At 62.2% G+C, this 15,181-nt stretch carries 18 protein-coding genes; 8 read left to right on the top strand and 10 right to left on the bottom strand.

Annotation, left to right across the window (positions count from 1 at the left end; all coding sequences use genetic code 11):
• Positions 1–93: 93 nt before the first annotated feature.
• From ACN0SW_RS01040 to ACN0SW_RS01030, 3 genes are all read left to right on the top strand, one after another.
• A complete protein-coding gene (locus tag ACN0SW_RS01040) occupies positions 94–1,386 on the top strand; it encodes a capsule biosynthesis protein (RefSeq protein ID WP_417726027.1) in 1,293 nt (430 codons plus the stop codon).
• 146 nt (positions 1,387–1,532) lie between these two features.
• On the top strand, positions 1,533–2,633 hold the full coding sequence (locus tag ACN0SW_RS01035) for a polysaccharide biosynthesis/export family protein (RefSeq protein WP_417726314.1): 1,101 nt from the start codon (positions 1,533–1,535) through the stop codon (positions 2,631–2,633).
• Positions 2,630–4,651, top strand: coding sequence for a capsular polysaccharide biosynthesis protein (locus ACN0SW_RS01030; RefSeq protein ID WP_417726026.1), 2,022 nt, complete (start codon positions 2,630–2,632; stop codon positions 4,649–4,651). Before ACN0SW_RS01035 ends, ACN0SW_RS01030 begins: the two co-directional genes overlap by 4 nt.
• 4 nt (positions 4,652–4,655) lie before the next feature.
• Here the strand turns inward: ACN0SW_RS01030 and ACN0SW_RS01025 are convergent, their stop codons facing one another.
• From ACN0SW_RS01025 to ACN0SW_RS01010, 4 genes are read right to left on the bottom strand one after another with little or no spacing between them, the layout of a single operon-like run.
• Positions 4,656–5,591, bottom strand: a complete 936-nt coding sequence (locus ACN0SW_RS01025) for an OmpA family protein (protein ID WP_417726025.1) — start codon at positions 5,589–5,591, stop codon at positions 4,656–4,658.
• A 6-nt stretch (positions 5,592–5,597) separates the two neighbouring features.
• The gene (locus ACN0SW_RS01020) at positions 5,598–6,170 is read right to left on the bottom strand and encodes a peroxidase-related enzyme (protein ID WP_417726024.1); all 573 of its coding nucleotides are present in this window, start codon (positions 6,168–6,170) and stop codon (positions 5,598–5,600) included.
• A gap of 3 nt (positions 6,171–6,173) precedes the next feature.
• Complete coding sequence (locus ACN0SW_RS01015; RefSeq protein WP_417726023.1) at positions 6,174–6,893, bottom strand: GNAT family N-acetyltransferase; 720 nt, start codon at positions 6,891–6,893, stop codon at positions 6,174–6,176.
• Entirely contained in the window at positions 6,890–7,612 is a 723-nt protein-coding gene (locus ACN0SW_RS01010; protein WP_417726022.1) for a competence/damage-inducible protein A, read from the bottom strand. Before ACN0SW_RS01010 ends, ACN0SW_RS01015 begins: the two co-directional genes overlap by 4 nt.
• Positions 7,613–7,657: 45 nt before the next feature.
• On the opposite strand from ACN0SW_RS01010, the gene sfsA reads away from it, so the two are divergent.
• Positions 7,658–8,359 (top strand): DNA/RNA nuclease SfsA, encoded by a 702-nt coding sequence (sfsA, locus tag ACN0SW_RS01005; RefSeq protein WP_417726021.1) that lies wholly within the window; start codon positions 7,658–7,660, stop codon positions 8,357–8,359.
• A 94-nt stretch (positions 8,360–8,453) separates the two neighbouring features.
• Entirely contained in the window at positions 8,454–9,242 is a 789-nt protein-coding gene (gene map, locus ACN0SW_RS01000; RefSeq protein ID WP_417726020.1) for a type I methionyl aminopeptidase, read from the top strand.
• A 289-nt stretch (positions 9,243–9,531) separates the two neighbouring features.
• Here the strand turns inward: map and ACN0SW_RS00995 are convergent, their stop codons facing one another.
• Positions 9,532–10,944 (bottom strand): FAD-binding oxidoreductase, encoded by a 1,413-nt coding sequence (locus tag ACN0SW_RS00995; RefSeq protein ID WP_417726019.1) that lies wholly within the window; start codon positions 10,942–10,944, stop codon positions 9,532–9,534.
• Positions 10,945–11,074: 130 nt separating this feature from the next.
• Here ACN0SW_RS00995 and ACN0SW_RS00990 point away from each other — a divergent pair, with 130 nt between their 5' ends.
• Genes ACN0SW_RS00990 through ACN0SW_RS00980 form a run of 3 tightly spaced genes read left to right on the top strand, consistent with a single transcriptional unit; the run spans position 11,075 to position 12,614 of the window.
• Positions 11,075–11,527 (top strand): DUF3429 domain-containing protein, encoded by a 453-nt coding sequence (locus ACN0SW_RS00990; RefSeq protein ID WP_417726018.1) that lies wholly within the window; start codon positions 11,075–11,077, stop codon positions 11,525–11,527.
• Positions 11,527–11,994, top strand: a complete 468-nt coding sequence (gene rnhA / locus ACN0SW_RS00985; RefSeq protein ID WP_417726017.1) for a ribonuclease HI — start codon at positions 11,527–11,529, stop codon at positions 11,992–11,994. Before ACN0SW_RS00990 ends, rnhA begins: the two co-directional genes overlap by 1 nt.
• Positions 11,991–12,614 (top strand): trimeric intracellular cation channel family protein, encoded by a 624-nt coding sequence (locus ACN0SW_RS00980; protein WP_417726016.1) that lies wholly within the window; start codon positions 11,991–11,993, stop codon positions 12,612–12,614. Before rnhA ends, ACN0SW_RS00980 begins: the two co-directional genes overlap by 4 nt.
• 3 nt (positions 12,615–12,617) lie before the next feature.
• On the opposite strand, the gene ACN0SW_RS00975 is transcribed toward ACN0SW_RS00980, so the two are convergent.
• From ACN0SW_RS00975 to def (ACN0SW_RS00955), 5 genes are read right to left on the bottom strand one after another with little or no spacing between them, the layout of a single operon-like run.
• On the bottom strand, positions 12,618–12,857 hold the full coding sequence (locus ACN0SW_RS00975) for a GlsB/YeaQ/YmgE family stress response membrane protein (RefSeq protein WP_417726015.1): 240 nt from the start codon (positions 12,855–12,857) through the stop codon (positions 12,618–12,620).
• A gap of 3 nt (positions 12,858–12,860) precedes the next feature.
• The gene (locus tag ACN0SW_RS00970; RefSeq protein WP_417726014.1) at positions 12,861–13,103 is read right to left on the bottom strand and encodes a hypothetical protein; all 243 of its coding nucleotides are present in this window, start codon (positions 13,101–13,103) and stop codon (positions 12,861–12,863) included.
• A gap of 4 nt (positions 13,104–13,107) precedes the next feature.
• Complete coding sequence (gene fmt, locus ACN0SW_RS00965) at positions 13,108–14,016, bottom strand: methionyl-tRNA formyltransferase (protein WP_417726013.1); 909 nt, start codon at positions 14,014–14,016, stop codon at positions 13,108–13,110.
• A gap of 59 nt (positions 14,017–14,075) precedes the next feature.
• Positions 14,076–14,570 carry a peptide deformylase gene (def, locus tag ACN0SW_RS00960; protein WP_417726012.1) on the bottom strand — a complete coding sequence of 165 codons (495 nt, stop codon included), beginning with the start codon at positions 14,568–14,570 and terminating at the stop codon, positions 14,076–14,078.
• Positions 14,571–14,573: 3 nt separating this feature from the next.
• Positions 14,574–15,092 carry a peptide deformylase gene (gene def, locus ACN0SW_RS00955; RefSeq protein WP_417726011.1) on the bottom strand — a complete coding sequence of 173 codons (519 nt, stop codon included), beginning with the start codon at positions 15,090–15,092 and terminating at the stop codon, positions 14,574–14,576.
• Between the last annotated feature and the right edge of the window lie 89 nt (positions 15,093–15,181).

Here is a 15,181-nt window from a genome sequence, read left to right as displayed (position 1 = left end):
CCGCAAGACAAGGCACCGCAACCAAGGGGGCTTATTTTTGCCCGGTTTTTGCGGTAACAAAGCATAATCGAGCACAAAGGCAAGAGAGCCGAAATGACAGGTCTGACCGGCAAGAGCCGCACGTTTCTGTTTCTTCAGGGACCGCATGGACCGTTTTTTTCCCAACTTGGGCAGATGTTGCGCCGGGCGGGGGCGGATGTCTGGCGGGTGGGATTCAATGCTGGCGATCAGGTGTTCTGGCACGAGCGCGCCAGCTATTTCCCATTTCTCGGAACGGCAGAGGATTGGCCCGAAACCCTGCGCCAGATCATGGACGACAAGCGCATCACCGATCTCGTGCTGTATGGGGACACACGGCCCATTCATGCTCAGGCCGTCGCCATGGCCCGCGTGCGGGGGCTGACAATCCATGTGTTCGAAGAAGGCTACATGCGCCCCTATTGGGTGACATATGAGCGCGGCGGCACCAATGGCAATTCCCGTCTGATGGAAATGAGCGTGCCAGAGATGCGGCAAGCGCTGGAAAATTCGGACATGGACACCGCGCTGCCCCCATCCAGCTGGGGCGACATGCGTCAGCATGTGTTTTATGGAGCGCTCTACCACGGGTTCGTGCTTTTGCTAAATCGACGCTACCGGCATTTCCGACCGCATCGCGCGCTGACCGTGGGACAGGAATTCAAGCTTTATCTCAAGCGGTTGGTGCTGATGCCGTTTCAGGCGATTGAGCGGCGTCTGACGACGTGGCGGGTGCGCACCGGCGGCTTTCCCTATCATATTGCGTTGCTGCAACTGGAACATGACGCCTCGTTTCAGGCGCATTCACCGTTTTCCTCGATGACCGAATTTCTTGAGACCGTGATCGACGGGTTTGCCAAGGGCGCGCCACCGCATCATCATCTGGTGATTAAGGCGCATCCGCTGGAGGATGGGCGCGCACCCATTCGCAGTGAATTGCGCCGCCTTGTGCGCGCCCATGGCCTGCGCGGCCGGGTGCATTACCTGCGCGGCGGCAAACTGGCCAAACTCTTGGATGAGGCGCGTTCTGCCGTTACGGTCAATTCCACGGCGGCGCAACAGGTGCTCTGGCGGGGTATTCCGCTGCGCACCTTCGGACAGGCGGTCTATGCCAAACCGCAATTCGTCTCGACCAAACCTCTGCCTGATTTCTTTGCCGGAGCCGAGCGCCCGGACCGGCGCGCCTATACAGATTACCGGCGCTTTCTACTGGAAACCAGCCAGATCGCGGGGGGGTTCTATTCCTCTCGTGGGCGGCGGCAATTGCTGCGTCAGGCGGTCGACATGATGCTGGCACCAGAGGATCCTTATGACGCGCTGCGTTCCGGAACCGCGGCCCCTCGGCAACAGTTGCGGCTCATCACTTGAGCCGGATCAATACAAATGCTGGATTTTGACCAACATGTCCGGTAGCGTAAGAAAAAAAGACCCGAGGCAGAACAAGAACAGGTCGAGGAGACCGAGCAGTGATACCCCGACATTCCCGATGCGCGCGGTCTGTCGCGCTTTTGGCTATCGTATCCATACTTGCAGGATGCGGATTGCCGCGCGTGGGACCAAACAAACGTGAAATATACGCCGGTTCGGTCCAGAAACAGGGCGATGCCTTTGTTGTGACGGTCAATGATCGCGTGACCCGCGCCACTGCCGTGCAACCGGCACTTGGATTCACCGATGCGTTTCGCAATGCGGGACTCTTGGGATCTGACATGATCAGTCCCGGTGATACGCTGGGCTTGACCATCTGGGAAAACGTCGATGACGGGCTTTTGGCAGGCGAGGCGACGAACCAGACCACCCTCGGAGAGGTGCAGGTGGACGGATCGGGCTTTATCTTTGTACCTTATGCGGGCCGTATCAAGGCCGCCGGCAACACGCCCGAGGGTGTGCGTCGCATCATCACCGAAAAACTTGAACAGCAGACCCCGGATCCTCAGGTCGAAGTGCGCCGCCTCGCAGGCAACGGCTCGACCGTGGCAATCAGCGGGGCGGTGAGCGGTCAGGGGGTCTATCCGATCGAGGCCCCGACCCGAACCCTCTCGGCGATGATCGCCTCGGCGGGCGGTATTGCCATTCCGCCAGAGGTTGCGCAAATCACGGTAATCCGGGGCGATCAACGGTCGAAAGTTTGGTTTCAGGACCTGTTCAAACACCCGGAGTTCGACATTGCGTTGCGCGGTGGCGACCGCATTCTGGTCGAGGCCGATACCCGTGCCTATACGGCGCTTGGCGCGACCGGCGCACAATCACGCGTGACCTTCGAGACCCAGACGCTCAGCGCGCTTGAGGCGATCGCGCAGGTAGGTGGCTTGTCGACCGCCGCCGCCGACCCGACCGGTGTCTTTGTGCTGCGCAACGAACCGGCGGAAATCGCCAATCAGGTTCTCGGCCGCAACGATTTGCAGGGGGCACAACGACTGGTTTACGTCCTTGACCTGACCAAACCAAACGGCATGTTCATGGCTCGGGATTTCTCGATCCGTGACGATGACACGATCTATGTGACCGAAGCGCCGTTTACGCAATGGTCCAAGGTCATCGGCGCCTTCACAGGCACACTCGGTGCCGTTGGGTCAGTGTCCACGGCGTCCTCAACGCTGACAGGCGAGTTTTGAGCCACCCCTTTGACGGGGAGCCCGCTGGCGGGGCGCAAGCCTTCCGGCGGGTTTTGTATTTTAACGCTGGTTTTCTGCGCCAACGCCGCGTGCGGCGCATCATGGCGCTCGCGGGGTATCGGCTGAGCCTTGGCAGACCCGGCCCCGAGGACAGGATCGCGGTATGGGGTCACAGCCCCTATGCACGGCGCGGCGCGGCAGTGGCAAAGCAGACCGGCGCGCACCTCTTGCGGGTCGAGGACGCATTTTTACGTTCGCTCTATCCGGGCCGTGCCGGTGCGCCGCCACTGGGATTGGTGATCGACGAGCGCGGCATCTACTTTGATTGCAACGCGCCCTCGGATCTAGAGCATCTTCTTACCACGCATCCGCTTGACGACACCGCCTTGCTCAATCAGGCGCGCGGCGGCATGGCGCGCATGCAAGAGGCGCATCTGAGCAAATACACCGCCTTTGATCCCGGCCACCCCTGCCCCGATCCGGGCTATGTGCTGGTGATCGACCAAACGCGCGGCGATGCTTCCGTCACGCATGGTGGGGCGGATGCCAACACATTCCGTGAGATGCTCTATTGGGCGCAAGAGGATAACCCCGGCGCGCGCATCGTGATCAAAACCCATCCAGAGACCGCGCAGGGGCACCGACAGGGCTATTTCAGCGCAGCCGATGAGAGCGCACGCATTTCCCTGTTGTCCGATCCGGTCAGCCCTTGGGCGCTCATGGAGGGGGCCATTGCGGTCTATTGCGTGACATCACAACTCGGATTCGAGGCCATCTTGGCAGGGCACCGCCCTCAGGTTTTTGGCAAGCCATTTTACGCAGGGTGGGATCTCAGCGATGATCGTCACCCTCTGCCTCTGAACAGGCGGGGCCGCAGGTTGACGCGGGCACAGCTCTTTGCCGGGGTGATGCTGCTCTATCCCAAATGGTACGACCCCTATCACGACAGGCTCTGCGATCTGGACACCGCAATCTCGACCCTTGAGGCTGAAACCCGCGCCTGGCGCGAGGATCACACGGGCTGGACGGCCCTTGGCATGCGCCTGTGGAAACGCGCGCCCTTGCAGCGCTTCTTTGGCAAACATCGGCGGGTTGTCTTTGCCAAGCGGCCCCGGCCCGACCGCCCCACGATGATCTGGGCGTCGCTGGCGGACACCGCCCCGGACAGCGCGGTTCGCGTCGAGGACGGGTTTTTGCGGTCACGTGGGCTTGGGGCCGATCTCATCCCGCCTCTGTCGCTGGTCTGCGACGATCTGGGCATCTATTATGACCCCACGCGCGAGAGCAGATTGGAGCGCCTAATCGCCAGCCGCGCCCGCCTGCGCCCCGATCAAGAACGGCGCGCCGAGGCGCTGATCGCGGCGCTCGTGCATCATGGGCTGAGCAAATACAATCTCGGTCAGTCGATCCCTGACCTGCCCGAGGGGCATCGCATTCTGGTGCCGGGACAGGTCGAGGATGACGCCTCCATTCGCCTTGGGGCCGGGGGGATCGCCACCAATCTCGCGCTCTTGCAGGCGGCGCGCGCGGCCAATCCGAGGGCTGTGATCCTCTACAAGCCGCATCCCGATGTTGCGGCCGGATTGCGCCCCGGTGCAGTGCCACCAGAGGCGCTGGCGGAATTGGCCGATCTCGTCCTGTGCCAAACCGATCCGGCGCGCCTGCTGCCTATGGTTCAGGAGGTCTGGACCATGACATCGCTTTTGGGGTTCGAGGCGCTGTTGCGCGGGGTACGCGTGACCACAACCGGCGCGCCGTTTTATGCCGGATGGGGATTGACCCGCGATCTTGGGGATATCCCGCCACGGCGCAGCGCACGCCCTGCCATTGCCGGCCTCGTACATGCCACGCTGATTGAGTATCCGCGCTATGTCGATCCGGTGACCGGACGGCCCTGCCCGGTCGAGGTGGTGATTGACAGGCTGGCGCACGGGCCCCTGCCCCGGCCCCGCCCGGCCAATCGTCTTTTGGCCAAGCTGCAAGGCGCGTTGGTCTCGCATGCCGCATGGTGGCGGTGACGGGTTATTGCATCTCGGAGCTGAGCAGCACGACCTCGACACGGCGATTGCGGTCGCGCCCCTCTGCGTGCGTGTTCGGGGCGATCGGGGCCAAATAACCGATGCCATGCGCCTCAATCTGGGCGGCAGGCACGCCATAATCGCCCATCAGACGGTTCCGCACCGCCTCGGCGCGGGCGCGCGAGAGGGCGATGTTGGCCTCCAGCCCACCGGTGCTGTCCGTATGCCCCACTAGGGCCACGCGAGCATTGGGCGCAGCCAACAGGTAGAGAGAAAGCGCATTGAGGCTGGGATGCGGACCGGGGCCAAGAGTATTGGCACCCGACCCGAAATCGAGCCCGTCCAGCACCACATGCCCTTGGTCATGCAACGCCTGAATCATATCGGATTTCGGCGCTTCATCCGGGCGTGAGGAATCCACCGCCACCACGGTCAAATCCCGGTCTGTCGGTGTGGCGTGCACGATCTGCACATAGCCGCTCTGCCCGCTCTGGCTCACGATCAATGCGACATGCTCAAGCTTCGATCCGGAGCCGCGCCGCGCCACCAGATAGCGATACTCGAACAGATCAACGAACATGTCAGGTGCCGGCAAGACCGGCAAGGCAAAGCGGAAATCGAACCCGCCGCATTCCTCGGTCGCACATTCGAACAGCACATCCCAGCCGGATGTTTCCAACTGATCGCGCAGCGGCGTGAGAATTTGCAGTGTCGTGATCCCCTGTGACTGAAACCGCCAAGCGCTGGTCACGATCCGGCCATCAAGGCGCAGGCGCGGCCCGTCCAGACCGGAATAGGGCCCCGTTGGCAAAATCACCGTATCAGCCTCGCGGATCACCTCGCGGGTCATGGCAGCACTGGCGGGCAGGTTGAGATCGAGCGCCCACACCGGCCCGCAGGCCAGCATCATCCAGAGCAAAAGGGGACCCGCACGGCGCATCCCGGATCAACGCGCCTGCGCGTGATATTCGGGGTTGGGCTGCATCCCCGTGGCTGATGCAACGCGATTGGTCATGTTGAAGAACCCCGCGACATTGGCAATGTCCCAGATATCACGATCCGTCAGCCCCTGATCCCGCAGCGTCTGACGATCGGTCTCGGTGATCTCGGACGAGGCACGCGTGATTTTCTCAGCAAAGCCCAGCATTGCACTTTGTCGCGCATCAAGTCGTGCGGCACGCCAGTTCATCACCATCGCCTCACCCAAGGCGGGATCACCAGAGAGTTGCCGCACAGCCGCACCATGCGCCACCTGACAGTACCAGCAGCGGTTGATCGAACTGACCACGACTGCGATCAATTCGCGCTCCAGCTTGGTCAGACCGCTCGGGGCGAGCATGAGATCATTGTAAAGCGTGGTAAAGGCATTAAGCTTTTCGATATCAAAGGCATAAGCCTTGAGAACATTGGGGATCATCCCCAGCTTCTCATCGCAGATATCAAAGTATTTCTGCGTGGCCTCAGGCAGCGGATCAATCATCGGCAGATTGAGCGCGGTGGGTTGGTCAGATTTGGTCATTGCTTAGTCCTTTTGCCGATAGTGGTAATCCCCAACATGGGTAAATCCCATCGAGGAATAAAGCCCATTGGCCCCCTGATTGCTTTTGGTGCAGATCACCGCCAGATGTTGCGCGCCCTCAGCCTGCGCCCAATGCGCGGCCTGAAGCATCATCAGCCGCCCCATCCCTGCACGCCGATGGCGGGCATGCACCTCAAGCGCGTGCACCATCGCAATACCTTGGTGAATGGCCGCAAAGCCGGTGGCGGCGGGCTGATCCTTGTGACGGCCTAAGAGCGCAGTCTTGGGGCCGATCACGCGCTCCATCACAGAGATACGCGCAGGGCCGATGCCACCATCCGCCCAGATCTCGCGCATGATTTCCAAGGGTTCCCAAATTGAAAACGTGCTGACGCGTGGCGGCTTTTCGACGGTCAGGCGCTCAACCGGCATGACGTAGAGATTAACCGGGTCGACCACCTCATAGCCCTCAGCCGCCAGCAGCGCATCGAGCGCGCCGTCGCCTTCGCGCAACTGAAAGAGCGGTGTTTGACCAAGGGCGCGCATCGCGGTTTCGGCCTCGGCCAATTCATCCGTCGTGATCATCCGCGTCACCGTGGCCGCTGACACGCGCTTGCCGCCGCCCCGCCCCTCCCGAATCGTGACGGGGCCAAGGCTCTGAATGTGTGCGGGGGGCCATGTCGCCTCTGTCACCGCATAGAGGGTTTGCACATCGGGTGTCATGCCGGAAACATCCCCGCCAACTCGGACATTGCGGCATCGAGCCGTGCGCCATCCTGCCCGCGCATCACGATCTGCGCCCCGTAACAGCCATCACGGATGAACGGATAAGAGCCAATGCTGAGGTCGGGAAAGCGCCCTGCCAGATCCGACAGCGGCCCCGCGATATCGCCCTCACCACGCCGGATTTCCAGCGTCTGCGACAGAATCGGCGCGCCCCCCGTAAGCGTCGGCAAAACAGAGGCCAGCATCGCCTGAAAGATCGAGGGAACTCCGGCCATCACATGCACATTCTCGATGGTAAACCCCGGCGCCGCGCTGATCGGGTTGTCGATCAGGGCCGCCCCGTCGGGAATGCGGGCCATACGCAACCGGGAGTCATTCAACTCTTGCCCACGCGCGTCATAATGCGCGGCCAAAATCGCACGGGCATCGTCGCGCACCGAAATGGGCCGGTCAAAGGCGCGCGCCACATTCTCGGCGGTGATGTCATCATGGGTGGGGCCGATACCGCCCGACGTGAACACATGATCATAGGCCCTGCTGAGCACAAGCACCGCATCGATGATCGCCTCGGGCTCATCACTGATCACCCGCACTTCCTTGAGATCAATCCCGACCTTTGTCACCTCTCCCGCCAGATAATACATGTTGGCATCGCGCGTGCGCCCCGAGAGGATTTCGTCTCCGATCACAAGCATGGCGGCGGTCGGGTTGGGCATGGCTGGCTCCTTGAACTGAGGACAAACCCGGTATAGGCGCACGCCATGCGCTTTCAAACCCCTCTTGTGCAGGCTGTGCTGCTGCGCCGCTATAAACGCTTTCTGGCCGATATCCGACTGATGGATGGGCGCGAGGTGACAGCGCATTGCGCCAACCCCGGCAGCATGATGGGATTGGCCGAACCCGGCACGCGCATCTGGGTCGAGCCAAATGATGACCCGCGCAAAAAGCTGAAATTCGGCTGGCGGCTCGTCGCGCATGCGAGCGGGGATTTCAGCTGTGTCGATACCTCCCTTGCCAATCGCATTGTCCGTGCGGCGCTGGAGGCCCGGACGATTCCCGAGTTGTCGGCCTATGATATCGTGCGCCCTGAACAGGCCTATGGCACCGGCAGTCGGGTGGATTTCCTGCTCTCGGGCGACGGCCTGCCAGATGCCTATGTCGAGGTAAAATCCGTCACCTTGTTACGTCAGCCCGGTCTGGCCGAATTCCCCGACAGCGTGACCGCGCGTGGCACAAAGCATCTGGGCGAACTGGCGGCCATGGCACGGGCGGGACAGCGCGCCGTGCTTTTCTATCTGGTGCAACGCACCGATGCGCAGGCGGTCACCGTGGCGCATGACATTGACCCGGCCTATGCCACGGCACTGCACGCGGCGCGCGAAGCAGGAGTCATGATGCTGTCATACAGGGCAAATATTACGCCCCAAGAGATTACAATCGGTCACAGTCTGTCACTACAGTAATCACCCCTCTGGTCCTTTGTCGCAAATGGTCCTAGATAAACGATAAATGGAACACCATACGAGGCCGGACGTGAGTGAAACACACCGTGGGAGAATGACGCGCGAGGGTATCCGCATCCATGAGGCTGCGGATTTTGCGGGCATGCACCGCGCTGGCGCTCTGGCAGCCCAAATTCTCGACGAGGTCGCGGACCATGTATTTGTCGGCCAGACCACTGGCGCGATCGATAAGCTGATCGAAGACAAGGTCGATGCCGCCGGGGCAAAATCCGCCACCATCGGTTACAAGGGCTATCAGCACGCCAGCTGCATCAGCGTCAATCATGTGGTCTGTCACGGCATTCCCGGCGACAAGGTGCTCAAAGATGGCGACATCCTGAATGTCGATGTCACCGTGATCGTTGACGGCTGGTTTGGCGATACCAGTCGAATGTATGTGGCAGGCAAGCTGAGCCGCAAGTCAGAGCGGCTTATTCAGGTCACGCATGACTCGTTGATGAAGGGGATCGACGCGGTACGGCCCGGCAATACCTTTGGCGACATCGGCCATGCGATCCAGTCCTATGTCGAGGCGCATCGCATGTCGGTGGTGCGTGATTTCTGCGGGCATGGCCTTGGCCGGGTGTTTCACGCCCCGCCCAACGTGCTGCATTACGGGCGTCCGGGCACCGGGCCGGTTCTGGAAGAAGGCATGTTTTTCACCATTGAGCCGATGGTCAATCTGGGCCGCCCAGAAACCAAGGTTTTGGCAGATGATTGGACAGCCGTGACCCGCGACAAATCCCTCTCGGCGCAGTTCGAGCATTCCATTGGCGTCACGGCAAGTGGGGCCGAGATTTTCACCCTGTCACCTGCGGGCAAGTTTCATCCGACTTGGGAGTGAAGAGAAGCCAGCGATTGGCGTTGGGTGTGGTCTGAAGGGGACATTGGACGCGTGTGACGAGCCGCGCGGTGCCCGTCCGCCGGGTGGGCGATGCCACTTCGTCGGCTGGCACTTTATGTCTGCGAAATATTCCTGTTTTATCAGTCTGTTGTGACGATGCAAAAGCGCCCGCCCGGTGGGGCGGACGGGCGCTGCGCGGCGGTGCCTGCGGCACCTTGATTCCGCGCATTTTGATTCCGCGCATTGGCGATTGGAGCCAACTTCAGCAACAGCCCCCAATTCGCCACCTTCAGCCCCGCAGCACCGCCCCCGGGTTCATGATCCCAACCGGATCAAGCGCTGCCTTGATGGCGCGCATCGCATCCAGCTTCACCGGATCGCCATAGCGCTCCAGATCCTCGATCTTGAGCCGCCCGATACCGTGCTCGGCGCTGACCGACCCCCCCATCGCATGCACCAGATCATGAACCACACGCTTGATCACATCACGTTCCGCGATGTGATCCTCTCGCCCACGCCCCCGTGCGGGAAAGACGTTGTAATGCAGGTTACCATCGCCCAGATGCCCGAAGCAATTGACCCGGAACGCCCCGAGCCGGGCAATCACCTCCGCGCCTTTCACAATGAATTCAGGGATTTCAGAAATTGGCAACGAGATGTCATGCGAACTGATCGAGCCAATACGACGATTGGCCTCGGGGATCTGTTCACGCACTTCCCAGAATTGATGCCTCTGGGTTTCCGATTGCGCAATCATTCCATCACTGACCAGACCCGCCTCAAGCGCGTCGGCAAACAGCCCCTCCAGGGCTGCTGACGGATCAAGACCCCTTGCGAGACCCACATCGATCAACACGAACCATTCGGGCAAGTCCAGAAACGGCTGACGAATATCCGGCAGGGTTTCAGCCAGAAATTCCAGCCCGGCGCGGTGCATGATTTCAAACGCGCTCACCCCCTCGCCCATCTGATCGCGTGCCATCGCCAAGAGATCGAGCGCCGCACGCGGGTCCTTCACCACCATCAGCGCCGTGCCCTCGCCCGTCGGGCGCGCAAAAAGCTTGAGCGCTGCGGCAGTGATAACGCCAAGCGTGCCTTCGGAGCCGATCAAAAGATTGCGCAGATCATAGCCGGTATTGTCCTTGCGCAGCCGCTTTAGACCATTCCAGATGCGCCCATCCGGCATCACCGCCTCTAGCCCCAGACACAGATCGCGCGCATTGCCGTAGCGCAGCACATTGACGCCGCCCGCATTGGTGGCCAGATTGCCGCCGATCCGCGCTGATCCCTTGGCGGCAATTGTGAGCGGAAAGAGGCGATCCACCGCCGCCGCTGCCCCGTGGATGTCTTGCAGGATCGCGCCCGCCTCGACCACCATCACGTTTTCCTCCGGGTAAATGCCGCGCACCGTGCGCATCCGCTCTAGACTGAGGATGATCGGCATCGGGCCATCGGGGGCGATCTGCCCGCCCACAAGGCCTGTACCACCGCCATAGGGCACCACCGGCACGCGCGCTTGCGCACAGGCGCGGATAATCGCGGCCACCTCTTCGGTGTTGTTCGGGGTCAGAACCACGCCCTGCCCGTGCCACCGGCCACGCGGCTCTTCGAAATATCCGGGGGCCGACTCGCGAAAGGCGGAGCCCGGCAGCTGCGCCCGAAGCGCTGCGATGAAATCGGGGGTGGCAGGATTGCACATCATACTCTGTTACCTATCACTTTGACCCAATCGGTCCAGTCTCTTTTGCGTCCAGAACCGCAGGCGCACAGAGCCGGAGAAATGCACCGCTGCCCCCTTGCCACCGTCCGCGCCTCGGGCCATTTTGCCGCCCATGCAGATGATCCCGCGCGCTCCGCTTTTCCTCGGCCTTACAGGCCTTTTGCCCTTTTTATGGGGGGCGCTGACCGTGCTCTTGCCCGATCTGGGGGTCTGGACCGGGCAAAACATCGGACCGCGCTTTGCCGGGCCTTATGTGATGTTGTTTTACGGGGCGGTGATCTTGTCGTTCATGTCGGGCATTCTGTGGGGATTTGCCACCCAAGCCCAAGGAACACTGGCCACGGTTGGCTATACGCTGTCGGTCATCCCCGCGCTCTGGGCGTTTTTCATGACCGGGGGCGGACCGATGTCGGCGGGCATGAACCTGATCTTTGGTTTTGCCGGGGTGCTGATGCTTGATTGGCAGTTTTCCCGCTGGGGCCTCACGCCGCCATGGTGGATGGCCTTGCGCGCGCCGCTGACGGCGGTGGTCCTCGCGTGTCTCGCCGTGGGGGTGTTGGTCTGATGCCCGCGCTTTATGCCTATACCGATGGGGCCTGCTCGGGCAATCCCGGCCCCGGTGGCTGGGGCGTGCTGATGCGCGCGATTGAGGGCGACACCATCGTCAAGGAACGTGAACTGAGTGGCGGCGAGGCACAAACCACCAACAACCGGATGGAGCTCTGCGCCGCAATTGCCGCGCTTGAGGCCTTGTCGCGCCCCTCGGCGATTACCATCGTCACCGACAGCGCCTATGTGAAAAACGGTATCACCGGCTGGATGCACGGTTGGAAGCGCAATGGCTGGCGCACCGCTGACAAGAAACCGGTCAAGAATGTCGAGCTGTGGCAACGTCTGGACGAGGCACAGAAACGCCATACCGTCACCTGGGAATGGGTTAAGGGTCACGCAGGCCACCCCGAGAACGAGCGCGCGGATGAATTGGCCCGATCCGGCATGGCCCCGTTCAAACCGGGCAAGGCCGGGGCATGAACGCGCTCACCCTGCTTGATTACGCATCCGTGCTGATCTTTGCACTGACCGGCGCACTGGTGGCCTCGCGCCAACAGCTTGATATCGTGGGCTTTGCGTTCATCGCCTGCCTGACGGCGGTCGGGGGCGGCACGCTGCGCGATGTTTTATTGGATCGCAATCCAGTGTTCTGGCTGGGCAATCCCGACTACATCCTGATTGCCTGCGGCGCGGCGCTTGTGGTCTTTTTTACCGCGCATCTGGTCGAAAGCCGTTATCGCCTTTTGCTCTGGCTCGACAGTTTCGCTCTCGCCGTGGCGGTGCCTGCGGGCGTCAGCGCAGCGCTGGCGATGGAGCAGAGCGCAGTGATCATCGTGCTTATGGGCATGGTCACGGGCTGCATGGGCGGGCTCATGCGCGATGTGGTGTGCAACGAGGTGCCCTTGGTGCTGAAACAGGGCGAACTTTATGTCACCGCCGCCTTTGCCGGGGCATTGGGCGCGGTGCTGACGGCCATGCTCACCGACGATCCGTTGCTTATCTTGGGCAGCTGCGCCGCGCTCACCTGGGCGCTGCGCGCGGGCTCGCTCGCCTTGGGCTGGCGCCTGCCGGTTTACCGCGCCCGCCCGCCACGGAATTGAAGGTTATCGCTGCGCGCCGATCATCTTCCACAGCCAGACCAGCAGCATCGCGCCCAGAACGGCACCGATCAGCCCGCCCAAAAGGCCCGTGATCATCAGCACCATGCGAATGACCACCGCCCCGATCAGCGCCCCGGCGATGCCGATGAGGATCGTCGGAACCACCCCCATCTCGACCCGCATCAGCCGTGTGGCCAGAAACCCCGCCGCGATCCCCACGATCAATAGGCCAATAATCCCCATCCCCTACCTCCGCCGCCGCCAATGGGTCGGTACGATGATCAGCGCCCCGACCGATGAGAGGACCGCATCGATCCCCGGCGCACCAAAGCGGATGCCGAACATGATGCGGACAAAATAGAACAGGAACGCCCCGCCGATGCAGATGATGATCGAGGGCAGATAGCCATTGCGGGTAAAGCCGCTTTTCTCGCTGGCATAGCCCACGATGCCCGCGATCACCACCGTGCCAAAGAGTTGCATAAACATTGCATCACCCCAGTTGCGTGCCACGCGGCAAGGCCATACCGCGCAGAAACTCACCCGCATCCTGCGCAGCGCGCCCCGCCCGTTGCAAGCGCAAAAGCCGCACCGCTCCCTGTCCGCAGGCCACGCTTGGCGCCTCATCCAGCACCACGCCGGGCGCGCCCTGCCCATGGGCCAGCGTCGAGCCCAACAGTTTGATGCGCTCGCCCCCCGCCTCGCACCACGCACCGGGAAAGGGCGAGAGACCCCGGATCAGCCGATCCACCTCTACGGCAGGACGGGTCCAATCCACCCGCGCCTCAGCCTTGTCGATCTTGGCGGCATAGGTGACGCCAACCTCCGCCTGCGGATCGGGCCTCAACGCATCCAGCCGTCCGAGCGCCTCGATGATCAGCCGCGCGCCAAGGGCCGACAGCCGGTCATGCAAGCCCCCCGTGGTCTCCTGCAGCCCGATCTGCACCGATTCGCACATCAGAACCGGCCCGGTATCGAGCCCCGCTTCCATCTGCATGATGCAAACGCCGGTCTCGTCATCGCCCGCCATGATGGCACGATGTATGGGGGCGGCCCCGCGCCAACGCGGCAAGAGGCTGGCGTGAATGTTCAGGCAACCGCGCGCGGGCGCATCCAGCACGGCCTGCGGCAAGATCAGCCCATAGGCCACCACCACCGCCACATCCGCCTGCAACGCGGCAAACGCCTCTTGCTCAGCCGCGCCCTTCAAACTTGCCGGATGGCGCACCGGCAGGCCAAGCGCCTCGGCGCGCGCCTGCACCGGGCTGGGGCGGTCCTTTTTGCCACGCCCCGCCGGGCGCGGGGGCTGGGAATATACCGCCGCCACCTCGTGCCCCGCGGCAACCAAAGCGTCAAGGACAGGCACCGAAAACTCTGGTGTTCCCATGAAAATCACACGCATGCCCACGCCTTTCACTGTTCCCAAAATACTCAATTCCGCCCCAGCGACAGGCCGCGCGTTCAGCGGATCTTGCGCGCCCGGCGCAACAGCATGTCGCGTTTCACTTTGCTCAGGCGATCAAAATACATCCGGCCCTGCAAATGGTCGATCTGATGCTGCACGCTCGTGGCCCAGAGGCCAACGAAATCGCGCTCTTCAACCACGCCCGCATCATTCAGAAACCGCACTGTCACCGCGCGCGGGCGTTCAATCACCGCAGACACGCCAGGCAGACAAGGGCTGGCCTCGTCATGGGGGCGCAGATGCACGCTGGCATGCAGGATTTCCGGATTGGCCATGCGCACCGCCTGTCCGCGCGCCTCGCTGGCATCGACCACGGCAAGCGCCTGCATTTCCCCCAATTGCGTGGCGGCGAGGCCGACGCCGGGCATGGCCTCCATCACCGCGATCATCTCGGACCAGATCGCGCGGGTTTCGTCGGTGATCTCCGCAACGGGGGCTGCGGGCAAACGCAAGCGCTTGTCAGGCCAGCGCAGGCAGGGGCGCGGCGCCACCCCTCAGCCCCGCGCCATTTCGCGCTTGAGTTTTTGCATGCGGCGGGTGATCAACTGGCGTTTCATTGCGCCGAGGTAGTCGATAAAGAGTTTGCCATCGAGGTGGTCGATCTCATGTTGCACGCAAGTGGCCCAGAGACCGCCAAAGCTCTCCGTGTGCTCCGCCCCATCAAGGTCCATCCACCGCACCTCGACCTCTGCAGGCCGGGTGACCTCGGCGAACTGGTCGGGGATCGACAGACACCCCTCCTCATAGACGCTTTTCTCATCGGAGGAGGCAAGAACTTCGGGGTTCAGCATCACGACAGGGCGCGGTGTTGCACCCTCGTCCTTGACGCAATCGAGAACGATCAGCCGCTCCATCACCCCCACCTGCGGCGCGGCAAGGCCAATGCCCGGCGCGTCATACATGGTCTCGAGCATGTCTTGCGACAGTTTGCGCAAGGCATCGGACACGTCCGGAACGGGCGTGCAAACCTTTCTCAGGCGTGGGTCGGGATGGATCAGGATCGGCCGTTTCATGGCGGTTATTTAGGCGATGGTCGGACATTCTGCAACGCCTCTTGCGCTCGGGCTGCGATCCGTTAGCCTGCGCCGCGAATACCATCCCG

It is taken from the genome of Roseovarius sp., from assembly GCF_048262375.1.
Lineage (GTDB): Bacteria > Pseudomonadota > Alphaproteobacteria > Rhodobacterales > Rhodobacteraceae > Roseovarius.
The sequence above is the reverse complement of the archived record's forward strand: the minus strand, read 5'-3'. Positions and strand labels throughout refer to the sequence as shown.

Coding starts and splice junctions, on each gene's coding strand:
- ACN0SW_RS01040 (WP_417726027.1), top strand. CDS start 94: ATGACAGGTCTGACCGGCAAGAGCCGCACGTTTCTGTTTCTTCAGGGA.
- ACN0SW_RS01025 (WP_417726025.1), bottom strand. CDS start 5,591: ATGCGCCGTGCGGGTCCCCTTTTGCTCTGGATGATGCTGGCCTGCGGG.
- ACN0SW_RS01020 (WP_417726024.1), bottom strand. CDS start 6,170: ATGACCAAATCTGACCAACCCACCGCGCTCAATCTGCCGATGATTGAT.
- ACN0SW_RS01015 (WP_417726023.1), bottom strand. CDS start 6,893: ATGACACCCGATGTGCAAACCCTCTATGCGGTGACAGAGGCGACATGG.
- ACN0SW_RS01010 (WP_417726022.1), bottom strand. CDS start 7,612: ATGCCCAACCCGACCGCCGCCATGCTTGTGATCGGAGACGAAATCCTC.
- sfsA (WP_417726021.1), top strand. CDS start 7,658: ATGCGCTTTCAAACCCCTCTTGTGCAGGCTGTGCTGCTGCGCCGCTAT.
- map (WP_417726020.1), top strand. CDS start 8,454: ATGACGCGCGAGGGTATCCGCATCCATGAGGCTGCGGATTTTGCGGGC.
- ACN0SW_RS00995 (WP_417726019.1), bottom strand. CDS start 10,944: ATGATGTGCAATCCTGCCACCCCCGATTTCATCGCAGCGCTTCGGGCG.
- ACN0SW_RS00990 (WP_417726018.1), top strand. CDS start 11,075: ATGCAGATGATCCCGCGCGCTCCGCTTTTCCTCGGCCTTACAGGCCTT.
- rnhA (WP_417726017.1), top strand. CDS start 11,527: ATGCCCGCGCTTTATGCCTATACCGATGGGGCCTGCTCGGGCAATCCC.
- ACN0SW_RS00980 (WP_417726016.1), top strand. CDS start 11,991: ATGAACGCGCTCACCCTGCTTGATTACGCATCCGTGCTGATCTTTGCA.
- ACN0SW_RS00975 (WP_417726015.1), bottom strand. CDS start 12,857: ATGGGGATTATTGGCCTATTGATCGTGGGGATCGCGGCGGGGTTTCTG.
- ACN0SW_RS00970 (WP_417726014.1), bottom strand. CDS start 13,103: ATGTTTATGCAACTCTTTGGCACGGTGGTGATCGCGGGCATCGTGGGC.
- fmt (WP_417726013.1), bottom strand. CDS start 14,016: ATGCGTGTGATTTTCATGGGAACACCAGAGTTTTCGGTGCCTGTCCTT.
- def (WP_417726011.1), bottom strand. CDS start 15,092: ATGAAACGGCCGATCCTGATCCATCCCGACCCACGCCTGAGAAAGGTT.